A 24,254-nucleotide genomic window follows, 5' to 3' on the forward strand; every position below is an offset into this window, starting at 1 on the left:
GGGTCAGGGCCCGACTTCTTCGTCCAGGATGGCGAACAGTTGGCTTTCGGTCGCCGTGTCGAGGTCGTCGCCGAAAAGCTCGACGGGGTCCAGCTCCGGCTCGGGGGCGCTCAGGGGCGAGAGCAGCGCCTGGATCCGGGCCGTCAGGCGGGCCTTGTCGTCGGGCGTCCAGCCGGGTTGGTCGATCAGCGCCTGCAGTTCGCGCGCGACGTCGTTGAAGCGGGCCATGCGATCGGGCGGGTCGTTGGTGGGCGCCGCGGCCAACTGGGCGTCGAGGTGTTCTGCCAGCGCGGCCGGGGTGGCGTGGTCGAAGATCAGCGTGGGCGACAGCGTGAGCCCGGTCGCCGTCTTGAGGCGGTTCCGCAGCTCCACCGCGGTCAGCGAATCGAACCCGAGATCCTGAAAGGCGCGCTCGGCGTCGACGTCCGCGGTGGCATGGCCGAGGACCGTGGCGGCGTTGCCGCACACCAGATCGACGAGTTCGCGGCGCCGCTGTTCCGCGGTGAGCCCGTGCAGTCGTGCCCGCAGCCCGGACACCGAGGCCGCCGTCGCGGCGTCGGCGATGACGCGCCGCGATCGGCGGGTCGTGGCCAACGCGCGCAGGATCGGCGGCACCATCGCGCCGTCGCCGCCGAGTGCCGCCGTGTCCAGCCGGGCCGCCACCACCAGCGGGCGATCGGCCAGCAGCGCCTCATCGAGGAGCTGCAACGCCTGTTGGCTGGACAGGGGCGCCAACCCCGCCCGCCTCATGCGGGCCCGGTCCTGCTCGCCGAGGTGTCGCGTCATGGTGCTGGCCTCTTCCCAGAGGCCCCACGCCACCGACAACCCGGCCAGTCCCTGCCCACGCCGGTAGGACGCGAGCCCGTCCAGGAAGCTGTTGGCGGCCGCGTAGTTGGCCTGGCCCGGCGCGCCCACGATGCCGGCCATCGACGAAAACATCACGAACGCCGACAGATTGGAGTCCTTGGTGAGCTCGTGCAGATGCCAGGCCCCGTCGACCTTGCCCCGCAGCACCGTGTCCATCCGCTCGGGTGTCAAGGACGCGATCAACCCGTCGTCGAGGACGCCCGCGGCGTGGAAGACGCCCTGCAACGGATAGCGCGCCGGCACCCGCGCGAGCAATCCCGCGACCGCCTCGGGATCGCCGACGTCACAGGCGACCACCGACACCGAGGCGCCGGCCTCTCGCAGTTCGGCCGCCAATTCCGCGGCGCCGTCGGCCCGCTCGCCGCCGCGGCTGACCAACATCACGTGGGGCACCCGGTACTTCGCGACCAGGTGGCGGGCCAGCGCCGAACCCGCCATGCCGGTCCCGCCGGTGATCAACGCCGTGCCCGCGGCCAGCCCGCCCGGGCCGTCGGGCAGCGTGAGCACCACCTTGCCGGTGTGGCGCGCCTGGCTCACGAACCGATACGCCTCGGTCGCGTGCCGGACGTCAAAAGTCTTGACCGGCAACGGCGTCAACGTGCCGGCGGCGAACAGGCTCATCAGGTCGCCCAGCATCGCCGCGATGCGGTCGGGTCCGGCCTCCATCAAGTCGAACGCGCGATACCGCACACCCGGGTGTTGCCCGGCGATGGCCGCCGCGTCGCGCAGGTCGGTCTTGCCCATCTCGATGAAGCGCCCGCCGGAGGCCAACAACCGCAACGACGCATCGGTGAACTCGCCCGCCAGCGAATTCAGCACCACTTGGAAGCCTTGGTCGCCCGCCGCCGCACGAAACTTCTCCTCGAACTCCAGCGTCCGCGAATCGCCGATGTGGTCCTCGTCAAAGCCCATGGCGCGCAACGTGTCCCACTTGCCGCGGCTGGCGGTCGCGAATACCTCCGCGCCCCAATGCCGCGCCAGCTGCACCGCGGCCATCCCGACCCCGCCCGCGGCCGCGTGCACCAGCACCCGCTCACCGGCCTTCAGCCCGGCCAGATCCGACAACCCGTACAGCGCGGTCAAGAACACCACCGGCACGCCCGCCGCCTCGATCAGCGACCACCCCGCCGGCACCCGCACCACCAGGCGCTCGTCCACCACCGCCTCGGAGCCCGTCAGCCCGATGATTCCCGTCACGGCGTCGCCGACGGCCGGCCCGGTCACGCCCGGCCCGACCTCGGTGACCACCCCGGCACCCTCGGCGCCCAGGTCGGCGGCACCCGGGTACATGCCCAACGCCACCAACACATCCCGGAAGTTCACCCCGGTCGCGGCCACCTCCACGCGCACCTGACCGGCCGTCAGCTCGGCCCGCGGGCAGGGCTGCGCCACCAGGTCCTCGAGCGTGCCGGCGTCGCCCGCGGCGAGCCGCCACTCCCCCGGCGGCAGCGCCAAGATCGAACCCTCGGCCGGCGCCAGCCGGGCCGCATACGCCTCGCCGGCGCGCACGACCACTTGCGGTTCGCCACAGGCGAGGACGGCGTCGACGCCGATCGACCCGTCGGAATCCAGCAGTACCACTCGGCCCGGGTGCTCCGCCTGCGCCGAACGGACCAACCCCCACACCGCCGCGGCGGCCGGATCGGTGACCTCCTCGTCGTCGAACGCCACCGCCCCGCGGGTCTGCACGACGAGCACGCCCGCCCCGTCCCCGGCCAGCCAGGACTGCAACACGCCCAGCGCCTCGTGCGTAGCCGCGTACACCAAGCCCGGCAGGCCGGCGCCATCCTGCGAGCCGGGCTCCCACACCACGGCGGCTTCGGCAACGCCGTTGGCCGGCAACGACACCGACGACCACGTCGGCTGGAAGAGGGCCGCCCCGCCGGGACGGGGCGCGCCCGCCGCCAGCTGCTCGGCCGACACCGGGCGCAGCACCAGCTCCCGCACCGACAAGACGGGCAGGCCCGTCGGATCCGCCAGCTCCAGCGACACCGCGCCCGAGCCGACCGCGGCCAGCCGCACCCGGACCCGCGACGCCCCGGCCGCATGCAGGCACACGCCCTGCCAGGAAAACGGCAACACCGCCTGGGCCTGCGCGTCGTCCATACCCAGCGCGTGCAGGGCGGCGTCCAGCAGGACGGGGTGTATGCCGTACCCGGCGACCGTCACGCCGGCGTCCTGTGGAACGGCGACTTCGGCGAAGATCTCCTCGCCCCGCCGCCACATCGCCCGCAGGCCGCGGAACGCCGGGCCGTAGTCGTAGCCCAGGTCGGCCAGCCGCTCGTAGCCGCCGGTCGCGTCGACCGCCGTCGCGCCCGCCGGCGGCCATATCGACAGGTCGGCGGCCGGGTCTGTCGCACCCGCGCTCAACTCGCCCTCGGCGTGCAGTATCCACTCCGAATTCGGTTGAACGCCAGACGAATAGACGGACACCGCCCGCCGGCCGCCCTCTCCGGCGGCGGCCACCACCACCTGCACGCGCACCGCGCCGGGCGCCGGCAGCAGCAGCGGAGCCGACAACGTCAACTCCTCGACCACCGCACAGCCGACCTCGTCGCCGGCGCGCAACACCAATTCGACGAACCCGGCGCCGGGAAACAGCACCATGCCGCCCACCGCGTGGTCGGCCAGCCACGGTTGGGCGACCGTCGACAACCGGCCCGTCAGCACCACCCCGCCCGAATCGGGCCGCTCCACCACCGCACCCAGCAATCCGTGCGCGGCCCCCGCCAAGCCCGACGTGCTCACGTCGGCCGAACCGACCAGCTCAGGCGGCAGCCAGTATCTCCGCCGCTGAAAAGCATACGTGGGCAACAGGACTCGTCGCGCGGCCAGGCCGTCGTACACCGCCGCCCAGTCGACGCCGACACCGGTCACGTAGAGGCGGCCGGCGGCGCGCAACGCGGAATCGATCTCCGGGCGGTCTTTGGCCATCGTGATCACCGACGCCGCCGGCTCCGCGGTCAGCGACTGCGCCAGCGACGCCGTAAGGGCCGCGCCGGGGCCCACCTCCACGAAAACGCCCGCGCCCAGGGACTCGGCCAAGCGCAACCCGTCGACGAAGCGCACCGGTTCGCGCACGTGCTTCAGCCAGTAGGCGGGCGACCCATACCCCGACTCGGCCAACTCCCCGGTGAGGTTGGACACCAACCCGATCCGCGGCTCACCGACCGAGATGCCGCCCAGCACCGCGGCGAAGTCGTCGAGCATCGGATCCATCAGCGGCGAGTGGAACGCGTGCGAGACCGCCAGCCGGTGCACCCGCCGGCCCAGCTTCCCCAGCCGGTCCGCCACCGCGTCGACCGCGCCGCGCTCACCCGAAACCACCACCGCCTCGGGCCCGTTCACCGCCGCGATGCTCACGCCCTCGGTCAGCATGGGTGCGACCTCCGCCTCGGTGGCGGCGACGGCCACCATCGCCCCGCCGGCGGGCAACCGCGCCATCAACCGTCCCCGCGCCGCCACCACGCTCGCCGCGTCGGCCAGCGACAGCACCCCGGCCACGTGCGCCGCCGCCAGCTCCCCCACCGAGTGGCCCAGCACCACATCGGGCAGCACGCCCCAGGACCGCCACAGCGCGGCCAGCGCGACCTCGATGGCGAACAGCGCCGGTTGCGCAAACTCGGTGTTCTCCAACAACTCCGGGTCGTCGCCCCAGATCACCTGCCGCAACGGCAGCCGCAAGTGGCGGTCCAACGCGTCGGCGGCCTCGTCGAAGGCGCGGGCGAACTGCGGAAAGCGCCCGTACAGCGCCGCCCCCATGCCCAACCACTGCGAACCCTGCCCGGGGAACATGAAGATGGTCTTGCCCACCGACCGCGCGCCGCCCACCACCGCCGCGGTGTCCGGGCTCCCGGACGCCAGACCCGCCAATCCGTCCAGCAGGGCCGCGCGGTCGCTGCCGACCAGCACGGCCCGATGCTCGAAGGCCGACCGGGTCGTCGCCAGCGACCACCCGACGTCGACGACGTCCGCGGCCGGGTCGGCACCGACGTGCGCCGCCAGCCGGGCCGCCTGATCGGCGAGCGCCCGTTCCGAACGGGCCGACACCACCCACGGCACAACGGGATCGGCGCCGTCGCGGTGCGGCGCGGGGCTTTCCGCCTCGGTGGGCGGCTCCTCGATGATGACGTGCGCGTTGGTCCCGCTGATCCCGAACGACGAGACCCCCGCCCGCCGTGGGCCGTTCGCCGACCGGGACGTCCAGGGCCGCGGCTCGGTCAGCACCGACACCGCCCCCGCGGACCAATCCACGTGCGGGCTGGGCACGTCGACGTGCAACGTCCGGGGCATCAGCTCGTGGCGCATCGCCTGCACCATCTTGATCACCCCGGCCACCCCGGCGGCGGCCGACGTGTGACCGATGTTGGATTTGATCGACCCCAGCCACAGCGGCCGGTCCGCGGGCCGATCCTGCCCGTAGGTCGCCAAAAGCGCCTGCGCCTCAATGGGATCGCCCAGCACCGTTCCGGTGCCGTGGCCCTCGACGACATCCACGTCGGCCGTCGTCAGCCCGGCGTCGGCCAGCGCCGCCCGGATCACCCGCTGCTGCGACGGTCCGTTGGGGGCGGTCAGGCCGTTGGAGGCGCCGTCCTGGTTCACCGCGGATCCGCGCAGCAGCGCCAGCACCGGATGTCCGAGCCGGCGCGCGTCGGACAGCCGCTCCAGCACCAGCACGCCGGCGCCCTCCGACCACGAGGTGCCGTCTGCGGCGCCCGCGTAGACCTTGCAGCGGCCGTCGGGGGCCAGCGCCCGCTGCCTGCTGAACTCGACGAAGGCGGCCGCCGTCGCCATGACCGTCACGCCCCCGGCCAGCGCGAGATCGCATTCACCCGTGCGCAGCGAGTGCGCCGCCAGGTGCATGGCGACCAGCGACGACGAGCATGCCGTATCCACCGACACCGCGGGGCCTTCCAAGCCCAGCACGTAGGACACCCGGCCCGACGCGACGCTCAGCGTGGAGCCGGTGAGCCCGTAGCCCTCCAGCTCGCCCTTGACCTCGCCGCCGTAGCCGGCGTGAATGACCCCGGCGAACACCCCCGTCGGCGAGCCGCGCAGCGCCAGCGGGTCAATCCCGGCCCGTTCCAACGCCTCCCACGACACCTCGAGCATGAGTCGCTGCTGCGGGTCCATCGCCAGCGCCTCGCTGGGCCCGACGCCGAAGAATCCGGCGTCGAAGTCGCCGGCGTTCTGCAAGAAGCTGCCCTGACGCGTGTACATCTTGCCCTGCGCGTCGGGATCCGGGTCGTACAGCGCGTCGATCTCCCAGCCCCGATCGGTGGGAAAATCCGACACCGCGTCGCGGCCCTCGGCCACCAGCCGCCACAGGGCTTCCGGCGAATCCACCCCGCCCGCGTAGCGGCACGCCATGCCGACCACCGCGACCGGCTCGGACAGCTTGCCTTCGAGCTCGGCCACCCGTCGCCGGGTCCGCCTGAGGTCTGCGGTCAGGCGCTTGAGGTAATCGACGTGCTTTTCGGTGCTCGGCGTCGTCATTGCTGGGTCATTCCCGGGATGTTCCTGGCTCATCAGCGGCCGAGTTCTTCGTCGAGGATCGCGAAGAGTTGGCTTTCGTCGGCGGCGTCGAGGTCGTCGTCGAGGTGGTCGGGGTCGGGGTGGTCGGCGGAAGCCGCTGTGGCGAGCAGGGTTTGGAGGCGTGCGCTCAGCCGCGCCTTGTCGTCCGGCTTGCAGTCCGGCGAGTCCAGCAGCGCCTGCAATTCGCGGACGATGTCCTCGAAGCGCGACATCAGCGCGGGACCGTCGGCGGTGCCGGCCAGTTCGGCGCCGAGGTGGGCCGCCAGGATCGCCGGTGTCGGGTAGTCGAAGATCAGGGTGGGCGAAAGCGTCAGGCCGGCAGCGGTTTTGAGGCGGTTACGCAGCTCGACCGCGGTCAGCGAGTCGAAGCCGAGGTCCTGGAAGGCGCGGTCGGCGGCGATGTCGCTGCCGCTGGGCAGCCCCAGCACGGTCGCGGCGTTGCCGCACACCAGGTCGACCAGCTCGCGCTGGCGCGCCTCGGGGCTCAGCCCGTGCAGGCGCGCCTTGAGTCCGGTCGTCGACGCGGTCTGGCCGGGGTCGGCGACGACGCGGCGGGTCCGGCGGCCGGCGAGCTCACGCAGCAGCGGGGGCAGCCCGGCGGCGTTGTCGGACAGCGCGGTTCGGTCCACGCGGACGGCGACCACCACGGGATGGTCGACGAGCAGGGCGGTATCGAACGACTCCAGCGCCTGCTCGGTCGACAGGGCCGCCAGCCCGATGCGGCTCATCCGGGCCTTGTCGCGATCGCCCAGGTGTGCCGTCATCGCCGAGGCCTGCTCCCAGAGTCCCCAGGCCAGCGACACGCCCGGAAGTCCGTGCGCGCGCCGGTGCGCGATGAGGCCGTCGAGGAAGGTGTTGGCCGCCGCGTAGTTGGCCTGTCCCGGGGTCCCCACGATCCCGGCCATCGACGAAAACACCACAAACGCCGCCAGGTCGCGGTCCCGGGTCAGTTCATGCAGATTCCAGGCCCCGTCGACCTTGGCCCGCAACACCGCGTCGACGCGGTCGGCGGTCAACGAGGAGATCAAACCGTCGTCGAGCACCCCGGCCGCGTGGATGATCGCGCGCAGCGGGTACTCCGCGGGAAGTTGGGCGAGCATGTGCGCGACGGCGTCGCGGTCGGCCACGTCGCAGGCCACCACCGACGCCCGGGCACCGGCGTCTTCCAGTCGGCCTACCAGCTCGGGCACCCCGGCGGCGTCCGCGCCGGCGCGGCTGACCAGCACCACATGGGCCACCCCGTAGCGCTCGACGAGGTGGTGGGCCAGCGCCGAACCGGCCATGCCGGTGCCGCCGGTGATCACGACGCTGCCCCCGGCCAGCCCGCCGCCGGATCCGCTGAGGGCGCCGCCGGGCCCATCGGGGATCGTCAGAGCGACCTTGCCGATGTGGCGCGCCGAGCTGACGAACCGATACGCCGCCGAGGCGCACCGGACGTCAAACGCCTTGAGCGGCAACGGGCGTATCGCGCCGTCGCGCAGCAACCCGATCACCGCGGCCAGCATCGCGGCGGTGCGGTCGGGGCCGGCCTCCATCAGGTCGAACGACTGATACGCCACGCCCGGGTACTGGTCGGCGACGGCCGCCGCGTCGCGCGGGTCGGTCTTGCCCATCTCGATGAAGCGCCCGCCGGAGGCCAACAACCGCAGTGACGCGTCGGTGAACTCGCCGGCCAGCGAGTTGAGCACCACGTCGACACCCGCGCCGCCGGTGGCGGCCAGGAACTTCTCCTCGAATTCCAAGGTGCGCGAATCGCCGATATGGGCGTCGTCAAAGCCCATGGCGCGCAACGTGTCCCACTTGCCGCGGCTGGCGGTCGCGAAAACCTCCGCGCCCCAATGCCGCGCCAGCTGCACCGCGGCCATCCCGACCCCGCCGGTGGCGGCGTGCACCAGCACCCGCTCACCGGCCTTCAGCCCGGCCAGATCCGACAACCCGTACAGCGCAGTCAAGAACACCACCGGCAGCCCCGCGGCCTCGACCAGCGACAGTCCCGCCGGCACCCGCACCACCAGGCGCTCGTCCACGACGGCCTCGGAACCGACCACACCCAGCAAGCCCATGACGGCGTCGCCGACGGCCAGCCCGGTCACGCCCGGCCCGACCTCGGTGACCACCCCGGCACCCTCGGCGCCCAGCTGGCCGCCGCCCGGGTACATCCCCAACGCCACCAACACATCCCGGAAGTTCACCCCGACCGCGGCCACCGCCACCCGCACCTGCCCGGCGGCCAGCTCCACCCGAGGCAGCGGCCCCAGCACCAGGTCCTCCAGCGTGCCCGCGCCTCCGGCGTCCAATCGCCAGCCTCGGGCAGGCAGCGTGAGCACCGACTCCCCCGCGACCGGCGCCAGGCGCGCCGCATGGACGACACCGGCGCGGATCACCAATTGCGGCTCGCCGCAACCGATCGCGGCCGCCACGTCCACCGAGCCGTCGGAGTCCACCAGCACCACCCGGCCGGGATGCTCGGATTGCGCCGACCGCACCAGGCCCCACACCGCCGCACCCGCCAGATCCGAAACGTCCTCGCCGGCAAGCGCGACGGCCCCACGGGTGAGTACGGCCAGCACCCCGGAGCCCTCGCCGGCCAGCCAGGACTGCAGCACCCCCAACACCTCGGTGGCGGCCGCGTGCACCGAGCCCACCACGTCGGGGCCGGCGCTCGCCAGCTCCCAGATCGCGACACCGTCGTCAGCCCCGCTGCCGTCCAGGGTCATCGGGGACCACACGACCTCCAGCAACCCCTCGGCCGGAGCCACGGCCGCCAACAACTGCTGACGCGACACCGGACGCATCACCAACGACCGCACCGACAGCACCGGTAGCCCCGTCGCGTCGGCCAGCTCCAGCGACACCGCGTCGGCGCCGGCCGGTGCGATGCGGACCCGCGCCCGCACGGCGCCGGCGGCGTGCAGCGACATGCCCTGCCAGGAAAACGGCAACACCGTCTGGGCCTGCTCGCCCGCCAGTCCGAGCGCGTGCAGCGCCGCATCCAACAGGACCGGGTGCATGCCGAAGCCACCGGCCTGGGCCCCGGCGTCCTGCGGGACCTCGACCTCGGCGAAAGTCTCGTCCCCCCGCCGCCACATCGCCCGCAGGCCGCGGAAGGCCGGACCGTACTGGTAGCCCCGCTGGGCCAGCCGCTCGTAGGCGTCGGCGACGTCCACCGAGGTGGCGCCGAGGGGCGGCCACACCGACAGGTCCGAATCCGCCGTCAGGGGCCGTTCGCTCAGCAGCCCCTGGGCATGGCAGACCCATTCCGAACCCGATTGGGCGCCATGCGAATACACCGACACCTCCCGGTGCCCGGAGTCGTCGACGCCGCCGACGACCACCTGCAGCTGCACGGCGCCGGTCGCGGGCAACACCAACGGGGCCCACAGGGTCAGCTCCTCGATCGCCCCGCACCCGACCTGGTCGCCGGCCCGGATGGCCAACTCCACGAATCCCGCACCGGGGAACAGCACCGTGCCGCCCACCGCGTGCGCGGCCAGCCACGGCTGGGCCGCCACCGACAGCCGGCCGGTCAGGACCACTCCGCCCGCGTCGGGCCGCTCCACCACCGCGCGCAGGAAACCGTGCTCGGCATCCAGCACACCGAGGCTGGCCGCATCCCCCGAACCCACCGATGCGTCGGGGAGCCAAAAGCGCCGCCGGACAAACCCGTACGTCGGCAGCTCCACCCGCTGCCCACCGGACAGCGCCGGGCGCCAGTCCACGCGCGCGCCGGCCACGTGCGCCTGCCCCGCCGACAGCCAAAACCGTTGCAGGCCACCGTCGTCACGACCGAGGGACGGAATCACGATCGCGTCGGCAACCTGGTCCGCCAGCGTCTGCTCGATACCGGCGATCAACACCGGATGCGGGCTCGATTCGATGAAGACGCGATAGCCGGCGTCGCCCGCGCTGCGCACCGCGCGTTCGAACTGCACCGTCTGGCGGATGCTTCGGTACCAGTACTCGGCGTCCAGCCCGGCGGTGTCCATGACGTCACCGGTCGCGGTGGAGAAGAAGGCGACGGAGGAAGGCCGCGGCGCGATGCCGGCCAGCGCCTCGAGCAGCGGCTCGCGGATGACGTCGACCTGGGCGGAGTGGGACGCGTAGTCGACGTCGATCCGGCGGGCGCGAATCTGCTCGGCCTCGCAGCGCCGCACCAGCTCCTCGAGCGCGTCCACGTCGCCCGACACGGCCACCGACGAAACCCCGTTGACCGCAGCGATATTCAGCCGATCGCCCCACGCGGCCGCCAGCTCCGCGGCCTGCGCCGGACTGCAGGCGAGCGAGACCATGCCGCCCGCGCCCGACAGGCCCACCAGCAACCGGCTACGCAGCGCCACCACCCGGGCCGCATCCTCCAGCGACAGCGCGCCCGCCACGTAGGCCGCCGCGATCTCGCCCTGCGAATGCCCGATCACCGCGTCGGGTGCCACGCCCAGCGAGCGCCACAGCTCGGCCAGTGACACCATGACCGCCCACAGCACCGGCTGCACCACGTCGACCCGATCGAGCCCCGGCGCGCCCGGCGCGCCGCGGACGACGTCGATCAACGACCACTGGACATGCTCGGCCAGCGCCTTGTCGCAGCGGCGCAGCTGTTCGGCGAATACCGCTGAGCGGTCAAGCAACTCGGCCCCCATGCCGACCCACTGCGAGCCCTGGCCCGGGAACACGAACACGGTCTTGCCCACCGGCCGCGCCCGCCCCGTCACCACGCCCGCGCCGGGCTCACCGGCGGCCAGGCTCGCCAACCCCGCCACCAACTGGTCGCGGCCGGCACCCACCACGACCGCGCGATGCTCGAACAGCGAGCGCGTCGAGACCAGCGACCAGCCCACGTCGACCGCGCGCAGCCCGGGCCGGGCCTCCACGTGCGCCAGCAGCCGGGCGGCCTGGTTGGCCAGCGCCTCGGGCGATCGCGCCGACAGCACCCACGGCGCGGCAGCGTCATCGCCGGGGGCCGCGGGGGTTTCCGCCTCCAGCGGCGCCTGCTCCACGATGACGTGCGCGTTGGTGCCGCTGATCCCGAACGCCGACACTCCGGCGCGCCGCGGCCGGTCCTGCGCCGGCCAGGGCCGCGGCTCGGTCAGCAACGACACCGCCCCGGCCGACCAGTCGACGTGCGGCGTCGGCTCATCGACGTGCAACGTCTTGGGCATCAACCCATGCCGCATCGCCTGCACCAGCTTGATCACCCCGGCGGCGCCCGCCGCGGCCGAGGTATGCCCCATGTTCGATTTGATCGACCCGAGCCACAGCGGCCGGTCCGCCGGCCGCTCCTGCCCGTATGTGGCCAAAAGTGCTTGCGCCTCAATGGGATCGCCCAGGGTGGTTCCGGTGCCGTGGCCCTCCACCAGGTCCACCTCGGCCGCGCTGAGCCGCGCATTGGCCAGCGCCGCCCGGATCACCCGTTGCTGCGACGGCCCGTTGGGCGTCGCCAGCCCGTTGGAGGCGCCGTCCTGATTGACCGCGGATCCCCGCAGCACGGCGAGCACCGGATGCCCCAGGCGCCGGGCATCGGACAACCGCTCCAGCGCCAGCACGCCAACGCCTTCGGAGAACGCCGTGCCGTCGGCGGCACCCGCGTACGCCTTGCATCGGCCGTCCGCGGAAAGCGCTCGCTGCCTGCTGAATTCGATGAACATCGCCGGGGTGGCCATCACCGTCACGCCGCCGGCCAGCGCCAGATCGCACTCGCCGGACCGCAGCGACTGCGCCGCCAGGTGCAGCGCCACCAACGACGACGAGCACGCCGTGTCCACCGACACCGCCGGGCCCTCCAGGCCGAGCGCGTACGCCACCCGGCCCGAGGCGACGCTCAAGGTGGAACCGCGCAGCCCATACCGTTCCAGGTCCCCCGGCACCCGGCCCTGGCCGCCATAGGAACCGTGAAACACCCCGGCGAACACGCCCGTCGGCGAGCCCCGCAGCCCGACCGGATCGATCCCGGCCCGCTCCAACGCCTCCCACGACACCTCCAGCAACAGCCGCTGCTGCGGATCCATCGCCAGCGCCTCGCTGGGCGCGATCCCGAAAAACGCGGCGTCGAAATCCGCGACGTCGGCCAGGAAGCCGCCGCTGCGCGTGTACGACTTGCCCACCGCGTCGGGATCCGGATCGAACAAGGTGGCCACATCCCAGCCGCGGTCGGCCGGAAAGTCCGACACCACGTCGCGGCCCTCGGCCACCATCTGCCACAGGCCCTCGGGCGAATCCACCCCGCCCGGGTAGCGGCAGGCCATGCCCACCACCGCCACCGGCTCGGTGGGCCCTTCCGCGATCAGGGCGAGGTACTCGCGGTTCTCCCGCTTCAGCCGCTCGTTTTCCTTCAGCGATTTTCGGAGCGCGGCGACGAGCTCATCGTGGGTGCTGGTCATGCCACCCGGCCTCTCGTGTCACTCATCCGAACGGGGGTACGGCGGCGCGACAGCCAACGCCGACCCGGGCTCATCGCCCAGGCCGACACGGCTTGCGCCTTTCCTGAACCCCCGAACAGACCCCCGACCACACTCTCGCCGCCCCACTGTCAGCACCTTGTGCAACGCCCCAACAGACCCCATAGGCAGAGCTTTACCGTACGACGAAAAGTTCACGAACACGACGAATCAGTGCCACCGAAGCAACACGAGTTCGGAACAGAATCCCGGACCCATCGCGAGCATCAGACCCGGGCTTCCGCTGGGCGGCTTCTTGGCGATGGTGTCGCGCAGCACGTGCAGCACCGAGGCCGACGAGAGGTTGCCGATCTCCCCCAGCGAGCGCCAGGTCAGCTCGAGGGCCTCCGGCGGCAGGTCGAGGCTCGCGTTGATCGCCTCGATGACCTTGGGGCCGCCGGGATGGCTCACGAAGGCGCCGATGTCGGTGGTGCTCAGGCCGTGCGCGCCCAAAAACCCGCCGACGTCGTCGGCGATGTACTGCTCGACCACGGCGGCCACGTCCTTGGACAACACCAGTTCGAAGCCGGCGCCGCCGACGTCATAGCCCATCGTGCGCAGCGAGTCCGGATAGAGGTGGCTGCGGGAGTCGATGATGTCCGGGCCGCCCGCGCCGATCTGCTCCGCGCGCCGGTCACCGACGGCCACCACCGCCCCGGCGCCGTCGGCAAACAGCGCGCTGCCCACCAGGCCGGCCAGCGAGGGCTTGTACCCGGGGTAGGTCATCGAGCAGAGCTCGACCGAGACCAGGGCCGCCACGCCGTCCACGGCGCCGCGCAGATAGTCGTGCAGGCGCGCCACGCCCGCCGCCCCGGCGACGCAGCCCAGGCCGAACAGCGGCACCCGCCGCACGTCGTCGCGCAGCCCGAGCCGCCCGGCGATCCGGGCGTCCAGCGACGGGACGGCGATCCCGGTCACCGTCGTCGTGATGAGCACGTCGAGGTCCTGTGGCCGCAGACCCGCCTCGCCGAGGGCGCCCTCGAGCGCCTCACAGCCGAGGTCGACGGCCTTGTCGATGAAGATCCGGTTCGCCCGGCCGAAGTCGGTCAGCGCGGGGTACTGCTCGAGCGGCAGGACCAGGTGGCGGCCGTTGACCTTGGCGCTGGTGTGCAGCTGGCGGACGATGTCCTCGTAGTCCTCGAAACCGGGAATGCGCAGGAAGAAATCGGTGAGCTCGCGCTGGGAATAGCGGTGCGGCGGCAGCGCACCGAAGACTCCGGCGATGACGCTCATTGGTCCCATCCCTTGGTCACGACGACATAGGCCGAGTCGTTCAACTCGATGCCATAGGTCTGGAAGTTTAGCCGTTTGAAAACCGCCGGGCATATGCCCAGGTCATTTACCCGCCGTCGGCCAATCGGTCGCGAAGCTCCGCGCGCCTGGCCAGCACCGCGTCCAGCTGCTCGGCCACCCGGGCCGGCGCGGTGCCGCCCCTGGCGTCCCGGGAGGCCACCGAGCCCTCGATGGTCAGCACCTCGCGCACCCGTGGCGTCAGTTCGGGACTGATCGCGGCCAGTTCGTCGTCGGTCAGCTCGTCGAGCCCGACGCCGCGGTTCTCGGCCGCCCGCACCGCCGCGCCGGCGGCCTCGTGCGCGGACCGGAACGGCACGCCCTGACGCACCAGCCACTCCGCGATGTCGGTGGCCAGCGTGTAGCCGGCCGGGGCCAGCTCGGCCATCCGCTCGACGTTAAACGTCAGGCTGGCCACCAGCCCCGCCATCGCCGGCAGCACCAGCTCCAGCTGGGCCACCGCGTCGAAGACCGGCTCCTTGTCCTCCTGCAGGTCGCGGTTGTAGGCCAGCGGCTGGGCCTTCAGCGTCGCCAGGAGTCCCGCCAGGTTGCCGATCAGCCGTCCGGCCTTACCGCGGGCCAGCTCGGCGATGTCGGGGTTCTTCTTCTGCGGCATGATCGAGCTGCCCGTCGACCAGGAATCGTGCAGGGTGACGTAGCCGAACTCCGTCGAGCTCCACAGGATGATGTCCTCGGCCAGCCGGGACAGGTCGACGCCGATCATGGCGAAGATGAACGCGGCCTCGGCCGCGAAATCGCGGGCGGCGGTCGCGTCGACGGAGTTCTCGGCGGCGGCGGCGAAGCCCAGCTCCGCGGCGATCGCGTCGGGGTCCAGCCCCAGCGACGACCCGGCGAGCGCCCCCGAGCCGTACGGGGACACCGCCGCGCGCTTGTCGAAGTCGACGATCCGGTCCACGTCACGCAGCAGCGGGTGGGCGTGCGCGAGCAGGTGCTGCGCCAGCAGGATCGGCTGCGCCGACTGCAGGTGCGTCTTGCCCGGCATGATCGCCGCCGGGTGGGCGGCCGCCTGCCCGGCCAGCGCGGCGACGACGTCGAGCGCCCCGGCCGCGACCCGTCGCACCGCGTCGCGCAGCCACATCCGGAACAGCGTGGCCACCTGGTCGTTGCGCGACCGCCCGGCCCGCAGCCGCCCGCCCAGGTCAGACCCGACCCGGTCGATCAGGCCCCGCTCCAGCGCGGCGTGCACGTCCTCGTCGGTGACCAGCGGGGCGAAGCTGCCGTCGGCGACGTCGGCGGCCAGGCTGTCCAGGCCAGCCAGCAGCCCGTCGCGCTGCTCCTCGTCCAGCAGCCCGGCCCGGAACAGGATCACGGTGTGGGCGCGCGAGGCGACGATGTCGTACGGCGCGAGCACCCAGTCGAAGTGCGTGGACTTGCTCAGCGCGGCCAGCGCGTCGGACGGGCCTTCGGCGAACCGGCCGCCCCACAGCGAACCCTCGCGCGTGCTCACGCGTCCTCGGCGGCGGCGTCCCGGCGGGCCGCGATCTTCGACGACAGCCCGTGCACGTAGACGAAGCCCTTGGCGGCCGATTGGTCGAAGCTGTCACCCTCGTCGTAGGTGGCCAGGTTGAAGTCGTAAAGGGATTCGGAGCTGCGCCGGCCGTTGACCGCGATGTGCCCGCCGTGCAACACCATTCGGATCTCGCCGGAGACGTGCTCCTGGGTCTTCTCGACGAAGCTCTCCAGCGCGACCTTCAGGGGCGAGTACCACAGCCCGTCATAGACCAGCTCGGCCCAGCGCTGGTCGGTGTGCCGCTTGAACCGGCCCAGCTCGCGCTCCAGCGTGACGTGCTCGAGTTCGGTGTGCGCGGTGACGAGCACCATCGCCCCCGGCGCCTCGTAGATCTCCCGGCTCTTGATGCCCACCAGCCGGTCCTCGACGACGTCGAGACGCCCGACGCCCTGCGCGCCGGCGCGCCGGTTGAGTTCCTCGATCGCCTGCAGCATCGACACCGGTTTGCCGTCGATCGACACCGGCACGCCGCGCTCGAACCCGACGATCACCTCGTCGGGCGGACTCCAGTTCAAGGTGGGGTCCTCGGTGTAGGAGTAGACGTCCTTGGTGGGCGCGTTCCAAAGGTGTTCCAGGAAGCCGGTTTCCACCGCGCGGCCCCACACGTTCTGGTCGATCGAGAACGGCGAGCGCTTGGTGACGTTGATCGGGATCGCGTTCTCCTCGGCGAACGCGATCGCCTTCTCCCGCGTCCACGCGTAGTCGCGGACCGGCGCCAGCACCTCCAGATCCGGTGCCAGCGACGCGAAGCCGACCTCGAACCGCACCTGGTCGTTGCCCTTGCCGGTGCAGCCGTGCGCGACGATCGTGCCGCCGTGCTCGCGGGCGGCCGCCACGAGGTGCTTGACGATGAGCGGCCGGCTGATCGCCGACACCAGCGGGTAGCGGTCCATGTACAACGCGTTGTTGAGCACGGTCGGCAGGCAGTAGCCCTCGGCGAATTCGTCGCGGGCGTCGACGACGACGGCCTCCACGGCGCCGCAGTCCAGGGCTCGCTGGCGCACGACCTCCATGTCCTCGCCGCCCTGCCCGAGGTCGATCGCGACCGCGACCACCTCGCGACCGGTCTCCTTGCCGATCCAGCTGATGGCCACCGAGGTGTCCAGGCCCCCGGAATACGCCAGGATGACGCGCTCTGACATAGGTCTCCTTAGTTACTTCAGGCGTTCGAGGGTGGTGGCCAGCTCGGCGCCGGTCATCGGCTCCCGGGCCGCCACGAAGACGGTGTCATCGCCGGCGATGGTGCCGACCACGTACGGTAACGCCGCGCGATCGATTGCGCTGGCCAAATAGTTGGCGCCGCCGGGGGGTGTGCGCAGCACCGCGAGGTTGGCGCTGGCGTCGGCGGACACCAGCAGCTCGCTCAGCAACCGGGACAACCGGGCGGTGCCGCCCGACACCCCGCGCACCGGGCTGCCGTCCTCGGGAACGATGTAGACCCCGACGCCGCCGTCGGCGCCGCGCAGCTTCACCGCGCCCAGCTCCTCGAGGTCGCGCGAGAGCGTGGCCTGCGTGACCTCGATGCCCTCGTCGGCCAGCCTGGCCGCCAGTTCGCTCTGGCTGCTGATCGACGCCGACGACAGGATCGCCACGATGCGGTCCTGGCGTCCGGCCCGGGTGGTTTCGGGGGTGGCCTTTGAGCGGGTCATCGGGAGCGCTCCAGCAGCCAGACCAGCAGCGCCTTCTGGGCGTGCAGCCGGTTTTCGGCCTCGTCCCACACCGCGCTGGCCGGGCCGTCCATCACCTCGTCGGTGATCTCGTCGCCGCGGTGGGCCGGAAGACAGTGCAGCACAACGGCTTCGGCGTCGGCCAGGCTCAGCAGCCGGGCGTTGACCTGGAACGGCCGAAACGGCCCCACCCGGTCCAGCCCGTCGCCCTCCTGACCCATCGACGTCCAGGTGTCGGTGACGACGACGTCGGCGCCCTTGGCGGCCGCGTCGGCGTCGGCGGTCACGGTGACCGACGCGCCGGTGGCGTCGGCGCGCCGTCCGGCGGCGGCCACCACCGCCGGGTCCGGCGCGAACCCGTCGGGCGCCGCGACCGTGACGTGGATGCCGGCGGTGACCCCGCCGAGGATCAGCGAGTGCGCCATGTTGTTGGCACCGTCGCCAAAGTAGGACAGCCGCAAGCCTTTCAGCGATCCCTTGCGTTCGGCGACGGTCTGCAGGTCGGCCAGCACCTGGCAGGGGTGGAAGTCGTCGGAGAGGGCGTTGACCACCGGCACGGTCGCCGTCGCGGCCATCGCCTCGAGCCGGTCCTGCCCGAAGGTTCGCCATACGATGGCCTCCACGTAGCGGGACAACACCTGCGCGGTGTCGCCCAGCGTCTCGTCGCGGCCCATCTGGGTGCTGCGGGCGTCGACGACGACGGCGTGCCCGCCGAGCTGGGCGATGCCCACCTCGAACGAGAACCGGGTGCGGGTCGAGTTCTTGTCGAAGATGACCGCGACGCCGCGCGGCCCTTCCAGGGGACGACGGCTGAACGGGTCCTTCTTGAGCTCGGCGGCCAGCTCGAGCACTTCGGCCTGCTCGTCGGGCGACAGGTCGTCGTCGCGCAGGAAGTGCCGAATCATGCTGTGGCCCCTGCGGTGTCGAGGATTTCCGGGAGCGCGTCGATGAAGCCGTCGATCTGCGCTTCGGTGATGATCAGCGGCGGCGCCAGCCGGATGACGTTCGGTGCGGCGGCGTTGACCAGGAACCCGGCGTCGCGGGCGGCCGCCTCGGCGTGCTTGGCGCTTTCGGCGGTCAGCACGATGCCCCACAGCAGCCCGCGGCCCCGGACGTGGTCGATCAGGGGGTGGCGCAGCGTTTCGATGCCGTGGCGCACCGACTTGCCCAGCACCTCGGCGTGCCGGACCAAGTCGTCGGTCCGGATGGTGCGCAGCACCGCCAGCGCGGCCGCGGTGCAGATCGGGTTGCCGCCGAAGGTGCTGCCGTGCAGGCCGGGGGTCAGCAGCTCGGCGGCCGGACCGACGGCCAGGCACGCCCCGATGGGCAGCCCGCCGCCGAGCCCCTTGGCCATGGTCACCACGTCCGGGGTGATGCCGTCGTGCTGGTGGGCGAAAAACGCTCCGGTGCGGCCCATTCCGGTCTGCACCTCGTCGAGCACCAGCAGGGCGCCGTGGCGCGCGGTGATGTCCCGCGCGGCGGCGAGGTAGCCCTCGGGCGGGACGACGACGCCGCTCTCCCCCATGATCGGCTCGAGGAAGACCGCGGCGGTGCCGTCGTCGACCGCGGCGGCCAGGGCGTCGGCGTCGCCGTACGGCACGTGCGTGACGTAGCCCGGCAGCGGCTCGAACGGCGCCTGCTTGCTCGGCTGGCCGGTCAGCGCCAGCGAGCCCATCGTGCGGCCGTGAAATGCCTCGTGCGCCGCAACGAGTTTCGTGCGACCGGTCAGCCGCGACAGCTTGAACGCGACCTCGTTGGCCTCGGTGCCGGAGTTGCAGAAGAACACCCGCGCCTTCGCGTCGACCGCCAGCAGGGCGACCAGTTCCTCGGCCAGCGCGACGCCGGGCTCGGTGGCATACAGGTTGGAGGTGTGGCCCAGCGTCGCCATCTGGTGCGTGACGGCCTCGATGACGGCCGGGTGGCGATGGCCGAGGACGTTGACCGCGATGCCGCCGAGCAGGTCCACGTAGGTCTTGCCGTCGACGTCGGTGACGACGGCGCCGTCACCGCTGGCCAGCGCCAGCGCCGGGGTGCCGTAGTTGTTCATCATCACGGCTTCCCACCGCTGCCGCATCTCGTCGGTGTGTGTCACGCCTTCCACTTGCGCCGCTCCTCCTCATCGCTGCGCGCTGCATCGTCGCCGGCGCGCACCACCTTGGTTCCGGTGCCCGCGTCGGTGAAGAGCTCGACCAACACACAGTGTTCGACCCTCCCGTCGATGATGTGCGCGCTGGGCACGCCCGCGGTGACAACCCGCAGGCACGCCTCGACCTTGGGGATCATGCCCGACTCCAGCGTCGGCAGCAGTTGCGCGAGCGCGACGGTGTCGATCTCGCTGACCAGCGAACCGCGGTCCGGCCAGCTGGTGTACAGGCCCTCGACATCGGTGAGCATCAGCAGCTTTTCGGCGCCCAGGGCCTCGGCCAGCGCCGCCGCGGCGGTGTCGGCGTTGATGTTGTGCACCACGCCCTCCGCGTCGGGCGCGAGTGTCGACACCACCGGAATGCGCCGCGCGGCAATGAGATCCAGCACCGCGGCGGTGTTGACCTCATCGACGTCGCCGACCAGGCCGATGTCGGTCGCCACGCCGTCGACGGTGACGCTGCGCCGCACGGCGGTGAACAATTGCGCGTCCTCCCCGGTGATCCCGACGGCGTAGGGACCGTGCGCGTTGATCAGGTTGACCAGCTCGCGGCCCACCTGGCCGAACAGCACCATGCGCGCCACGTCGAGCACTTCCGGTGTGGTGACGCGGAATCCGCCCTTGAAGTCGCCCTCGATGCCGAGGCGCCGCAGCATCGCGGTGATCTGCGGCCCGCCGCCGTGCACGACCACGGGATGGATGCCGCAGTTGCGCAAAAACGCCATGTCGGCGGCGAACGCATGGCGCAGCGTGTCGTCGGTCATGGCGTTGCCGCCGTATTTGATGACGACGATCTTGCCGTGCAGCTGCTTGAGCCAGGGCAGGGCCTCGGCCAGCACCTGGGCCTTGACCCCCGTGGGCAGGGCGTCGACGCGGAGGGTCATGAGCTGTAGGCCGAGTTCTCTTCGACGTAGCCGTGCGACAGGTCGGTGGTCCGGACGGCGGCGCAGGCGTCGCCGACCCGCAGGTCGACGGTGATGTCGATGTCGGCGTCCGACAGGTCCACCTGCCGCGCGCCGGGCGCCCCGACCCCGTCGATGCATACCGCGGAACCGTTGAACGACACCCGAATTCGATCGGGCTCGAGGGTGACCGGCGCCATGCCGACGGCCGCGAGCACGCGCCCCCAGTTGGGGTCCGAGCCGAACACCGCGGTCTTGACCAGGCTGTCGCGGGCGACCGTTCGCGCGGCGGTCAGCGCGTCGTCCTCGGAGGCGGCCCCGGTCACCGTGACGGTGACCCGCTTGGTCACGCCCTCGGCGTCGGCTTGCAGCTGGGCGCACAGGTCGTCGCAGACACGCAGCACCGCCTCGTCGAGTTCGGCCTGTGACGGCGTGATCTCGCTGGCTCCCGACGCCAGCAGCAGCACGGTGTCGTTGGTCGAACAGCAGCCGTCGATGTCGAGCCGGTCGAATGTGCGCGCCGTGGCGCGGCGCAGCGCCCGGTCGAGCGCCGAGGCTTCCGCGGCCGCGTCGGTGGTGAGCACGCACAGCATGGTGGCCAACGACGGCGCCAGCATGCCCGCGCCCTTGGCCATTCCGCCGACGGTCCAGTTGTTCGGATGATGCAGCGCAACCTGTTTGGGCACGGTGTCGGTGGTCATGATCGCCTGGGCGGCGTCCTCGCCGCCGGTCAGCCCGCCGGCCATGTCGTGCACGATCTGGCGGACCCCGGCGAGCACCTTGTCCATCGGCAACCGGTCACCGATCAGGCCGGTGGAGCAGACCGCGACCTCGATGGCTCCCGTCTCCGTCCCCCAGTCCGACAGGGCGGCCGCGACGGCTTCCGCCGTGGCGTGGGTGTCCTGAAAGCCGCCCGGCCCGGTGCAAGCGTTCGCGCCGCCGGAATTGAGGATCACCGCGCGCAGCTGGCCGGTGGTCAGCACCTGCTGGGTCCACAGCACCGGCGCGGCCTTGACCTTGTTGCGGGTGACCACGCCGGCGGCCGCGTAGTCGGGCCCCTCGTTGAAGACGAGGGCCAGGTCGGGGTTGCCCGATGCCTTGATACCGGCGACGATGCCGGCGGCCCGGAACCCCGCGGGCGCAGTGACGCCCTGCTCGCGCAGCATCCGCGCCTCGGCTGTGTGGGTCACGGCGCGACCCCAACCACCGAAAGGCCTTCGCCCTCCGGCCAACCCAGCGCCAGGTTCATCGACTGCACCGCGGCCCCGCCCGTGCCCTTGACCAGGTTGTCGATCGCGACGATTGCCACGAAGGTCTCGGCCGCCTCGTCCAGTGCCACGGCGACGTGTGCCGCGTTGCTGCCGATCACCGACCCGGTACGGGGCAGCTGCCCCTCGGGCATCAGGTACACGAAAGGCTCCGCGTCGTAGGCCTTTTCGTAGGCCGACCGAAGCTGCGACAACGGCGCCCGGGTGCGCGCGGTGCAGGTCGCCAGGATGCCCCGGGACGTCGGGATCAGCACCGGGGTGAACGACACCGTGACGTCGCGGTCGGTGACGGCGCCCAGGCCCTGCGCGATCTCGGGGGTGTGCCGGTGCGCGCCGGCGATGTTGTAGGCCCGCGCCGAGCCGATGACCTCCGAGCCGAGCAGTTCGGTCTTGGCCGCGCGGCCGGCCCCGGAGGTGCCGCTGACGGCGACCACGGTGACGGCGGGCTCGATGAGGTCCTCGGCCATCGCGGGAGAGAGCGCCAGTAGCGCCGCGGTGGGGTAGCAACCCGGGACGGCGATCCGGCGGGCGCCGCGCAGCCGCTCGCGCGCACCCGGCAGCTCCGGCAGGCCATAGGGCCAGCTGCCGGCGTAGGCCGTGCCGTAGAACCGCTCCCAGGCGCCGGCGTCGGTGAGCCGGAAGTCGGCCCCGCAGTCGATGATCAGGGTGTCCGGGCCGAGCTGTTCGGCCAGCGCGGCCGAATGCCCGTGCGGCAGACCCAGAAACACCACGTCGTGGCTTGCCAGGACGGCGGGATCGGTGGGCTCAATCGTGCGCTGGGCCAACGGAATCAGATGTGGATGATGCTCGGCGAGCGTGCTGCCGGCGCTGGCGGCGGCGGTCAGCGCGCCGATGGTCAGCCGCCCGTCGGCGCAGGCGGGATGCCCGAGCAGCAGCCGGAGAATCTCACCACCCGCGTAGCCGGTGGCGCCGGCAACCGCCACCCTCAATACGTCGGCCATTCGGATGATTCTGCATGGTTATGCAGCAGTTTGCAAATCCATTCCGCTCCTGCTGGAGCGGCGTACGCCCAGGAGATCGTGTCGGGCAAAGGCTCCGCTTCGGGAGAGCGAGGGCCTACACGAATCTCCTGGGCGCCACCGGTCTATGCGGCGAAACTGATGCCCAGGCTGGCGTCCAGGGCGGCCTGCAGCGACAGCTCGAGATCGGTCAGTGCGGTGCTCAGCGAGCCGACGAGCGAGACGCCCGTCTGCTCGAGTGCAGCGGTGGCACCCGCGAACCCGGTCGCGAGGTCCGAGCCGAGTCCGATCAAGCCGGGGGCGCCCACCGCGACGGTCGACGAGAAGCCGCCGCTCAGCGCGGAACCAACCTGCGCCGCGGTGTTCTCCCAGATCATCGCCAACGCGTTACCCGTGCCGGCGAACCCGGACAGGCCCGCCGCCAGGCTCCCGCCCAGCATTTCACCGGCCCTCACCAGGCCCCCGAGACCGCCGGTGAGGCCGCCCGCCAGGGATCCGGTCGCCTGCAGCAGGCCGTTCAGAGCGGCACCGAGGTTAGCCGACAGCGCTCCATTGATGGACAGTCCCAGGTTGGGCAGGGACAGCGTCGACAACGCGGCGGCGAGGTTCGCGGCGAGGCTCTCGCCGGTCTGGATCGCCGTGTTCAGGCCCGCCCCGAGCCCTGCAGCGAAGTTGGCCGCCAGCGTCTGACCGGTCTGGATAAACGCGTTGAGGTTGGTGCCCAGGTTCAGGCTTCCCGCCAACATCGCGTTCAGCGACGCACCCAACCCGTTCAGCGACGCGCTAATCGAGCCACCGATCCCGTTCAGCGCCGCGCTCAAGTTCAGACCCAACGCACCGAGGTTAGGCAGCGTGAACGGAGGCAGGGCCGGGAAGGTGATCGGCGGTAGCGCCAACGCCCCGGACAACACCGCGTTGAGTGCGGCGTTGATGTCGGCGCCGATGTTGGGCAGCGTGATCGACGGCAGACCCGGCAACGGCGGCAACGTGAAGCTCGGCAACCCCGGCAGCGACAAGTTGATCGGCGGCAGACCCGGCAACGTCAGATTCAGCGCCCCGCTCAATGCCGCGTTGATGTCGGCAGCCAGGTTGGGCAGCGTGATCGACGGCAGCCCCGGCAACGGCGGCAACGTGAAGCTCGGCAACCCCGGCAGCGACAAGTTGATCGGCGGCAGAGTCAACGCCCCGGACAACACCGCGTTCAGTGCCGCGTTGATGTCCGCCCCAATGTTGGGCAGCGTGATCGACGGCAGACCCGGCAACGGCGGCAACGTAAAGCTGGGCAGACCCGGCAGCGACAAGTTGATCGGCGGCAGACCCGGCAACGTCAGATTCAGCATCGCGTTGAGTGCGGCGTTGATGTCGGCGCCGATGTTGGGCAGCGTGATCGACGGCAGACCCGGCAACGGCGGCAACGTGAAGCTCGGCAGACCCGGCAGCGACAAGTTGATCGGCGGCAGACCCGGCAACGTCAAGTTGAGCGCACCGCTCAGTGCGGCGTTGATGTCGGCAGCCAGGTTGGGCAGCGTGATCGACGGCAGCCCCGGCAACGGCGGCAACGTGAAGCTCGGCAGACCCGGCAGCGACAAGTTGATCGGCGGCAGACCCGGCAACGTCAGATTCAGCATCGCGTTGAGTGC

12 protein-coding genes are annotated in these 24,254 nt (G+C 71.8%); all 12 read right to left on the reverse strand.

Translation table 11 applies throughout. The features are described 5' to 3' along the window. Positions 1 to 3: 3 nt before the first annotated feature. Complete coding sequence (locus AWB89_RS23045) at positions 4 to 6,363, reverse strand: type I polyketide synthase (protein WP_193791373.1); 6,360 nt, start codon at positions 6,361 to 6,363, stop codon at positions 4 to 6. A 32-nt stretch (positions 6,364 to 6,395) separates the two neighbouring features. Continuing rightward, positions 6,396 to 12,776 (reverse strand): type I polyketide synthase, encoded by a 6,381-nt coding sequence (locus tag AWB89_RS23050; protein ID WP_085176780.1) that lies wholly within the window; start codon positions 12,774 to 12,776, stop codon positions 6,396 to 6,398. Between the two features lie 228 nt (positions 12,777 to 13,004). Beyond that, the gene (locus tag AWB89_RS23055) at positions 13,005 to 14,066 is read right to left on the reverse strand and encodes a type III polyketide synthase (protein WP_085176782.1); all 1,062 of its coding nucleotides are present in this window, start codon (positions 14,064 to 14,066) and stop codon (positions 13,005 to 13,007) included. Between the two features lie 106 nt (positions 14,067 to 14,172). Then, a complete protein-coding gene (gene argH / locus AWB89_RS23060) occupies positions 14,173 to 15,591 on the reverse strand; it encodes an argininosuccinate lyase (protein ID WP_085176784.1) in 1,419 nt (472 codons plus the stop codon). Continuing rightward, on the reverse strand, positions 15,588 to 16,796 hold the full coding sequence (locus AWB89_RS23065) for an argininosuccinate synthase (protein WP_085101368.1): 1,209 nt from the start codon (positions 16,794 to 16,796) through the stop codon (positions 15,588 to 15,590). The genes argH and AWB89_RS23065 overlap by 4 nt, the downstream gene beginning before the upstream one ends. Before the next feature lie 12 nt (positions 16,797 to 16,808). Next, positions 16,809 to 17,303, reverse strand: a complete 495-nt coding sequence (locus AWB89_RS23070; protein ID WP_085176786.1) for an arginine repressor — start codon at positions 17,301 to 17,303, stop codon at positions 16,809 to 16,811. Beyond that, positions 17,300 to 18,226, reverse strand: coding sequence for an ornithine carbamoyltransferase (argF, locus tag AWB89_RS23075; RefSeq protein WP_085101372.1), 927 nt, complete (start codon positions 18,224 to 18,226; stop codon positions 17,300 to 17,302). Before argF ends, AWB89_RS23070 begins: the two co-directional genes overlap by 4 nt. Beyond that, positions 18,223 to 19,413: an acetylornithine transaminase gene (locus tag AWB89_RS23080; protein ID WP_263993209.1), complete on the reverse strand. Its 1,191-nt coding sequence runs from the start codon at positions 19,411 to 19,413 to the stop codon at positions 18,223 to 18,225. The genes argF and AWB89_RS23080 overlap by 4 nt, the downstream gene beginning before the upstream one ends. Continuing rightward, on the reverse strand, positions 19,410 to 20,348 hold the full coding sequence (gene argB / locus AWB89_RS23085) for an acetylglutamate kinase (RefSeq protein WP_085176788.1): 939 nt from the start codon (positions 20,346 to 20,348) through the stop codon (positions 19,410 to 19,412). Before argB ends, AWB89_RS23080 begins: the two co-directional genes overlap by 4 nt. Beyond that, complete coding sequence (gene argJ / locus AWB89_RS23090) at positions 20,345 to 21,532, reverse strand: bifunctional glutamate N-acetyltransferase/amino-acid acetyltransferase ArgJ (RefSeq protein ID WP_085176810.1); 1,188 nt, start codon at positions 21,530 to 21,532, stop codon at positions 20,345 to 20,347. The genes argB and argJ overlap by 4 nt, the downstream gene beginning before the upstream one ends. A 20-nt stretch (positions 21,533 to 21,552) precedes the next feature. After that, positions 21,553 to 22,596: an N-acetyl-gamma-glutamyl-phosphate reductase gene (gene argC / locus AWB89_RS23095; RefSeq protein WP_085176790.1), complete on the reverse strand. Its 1,044-nt coding sequence runs from the start codon at positions 22,594 to 22,596 to the stop codon at positions 21,553 to 21,555. Positions 22,597 to 22,739: 143 nt separating this feature from the next. Then, on the reverse strand, positions 22,740 to 24,254 hold a 1,515-nt coding region (locus tag AWB89_RS27360; protein ID WP_158089847.1), incomplete at its 5' end, for a hypothetical protein.

The sequence above is a fragment of the Mycobacterium paraense genome (assembly GCF_002101815.1).
Taxonomy (GTDB): Bacteria; Actinomycetota; Actinomycetes; order Mycobacteriales; family Mycobacteriaceae; genus Mycobacterium; species Mycobacterium paraense.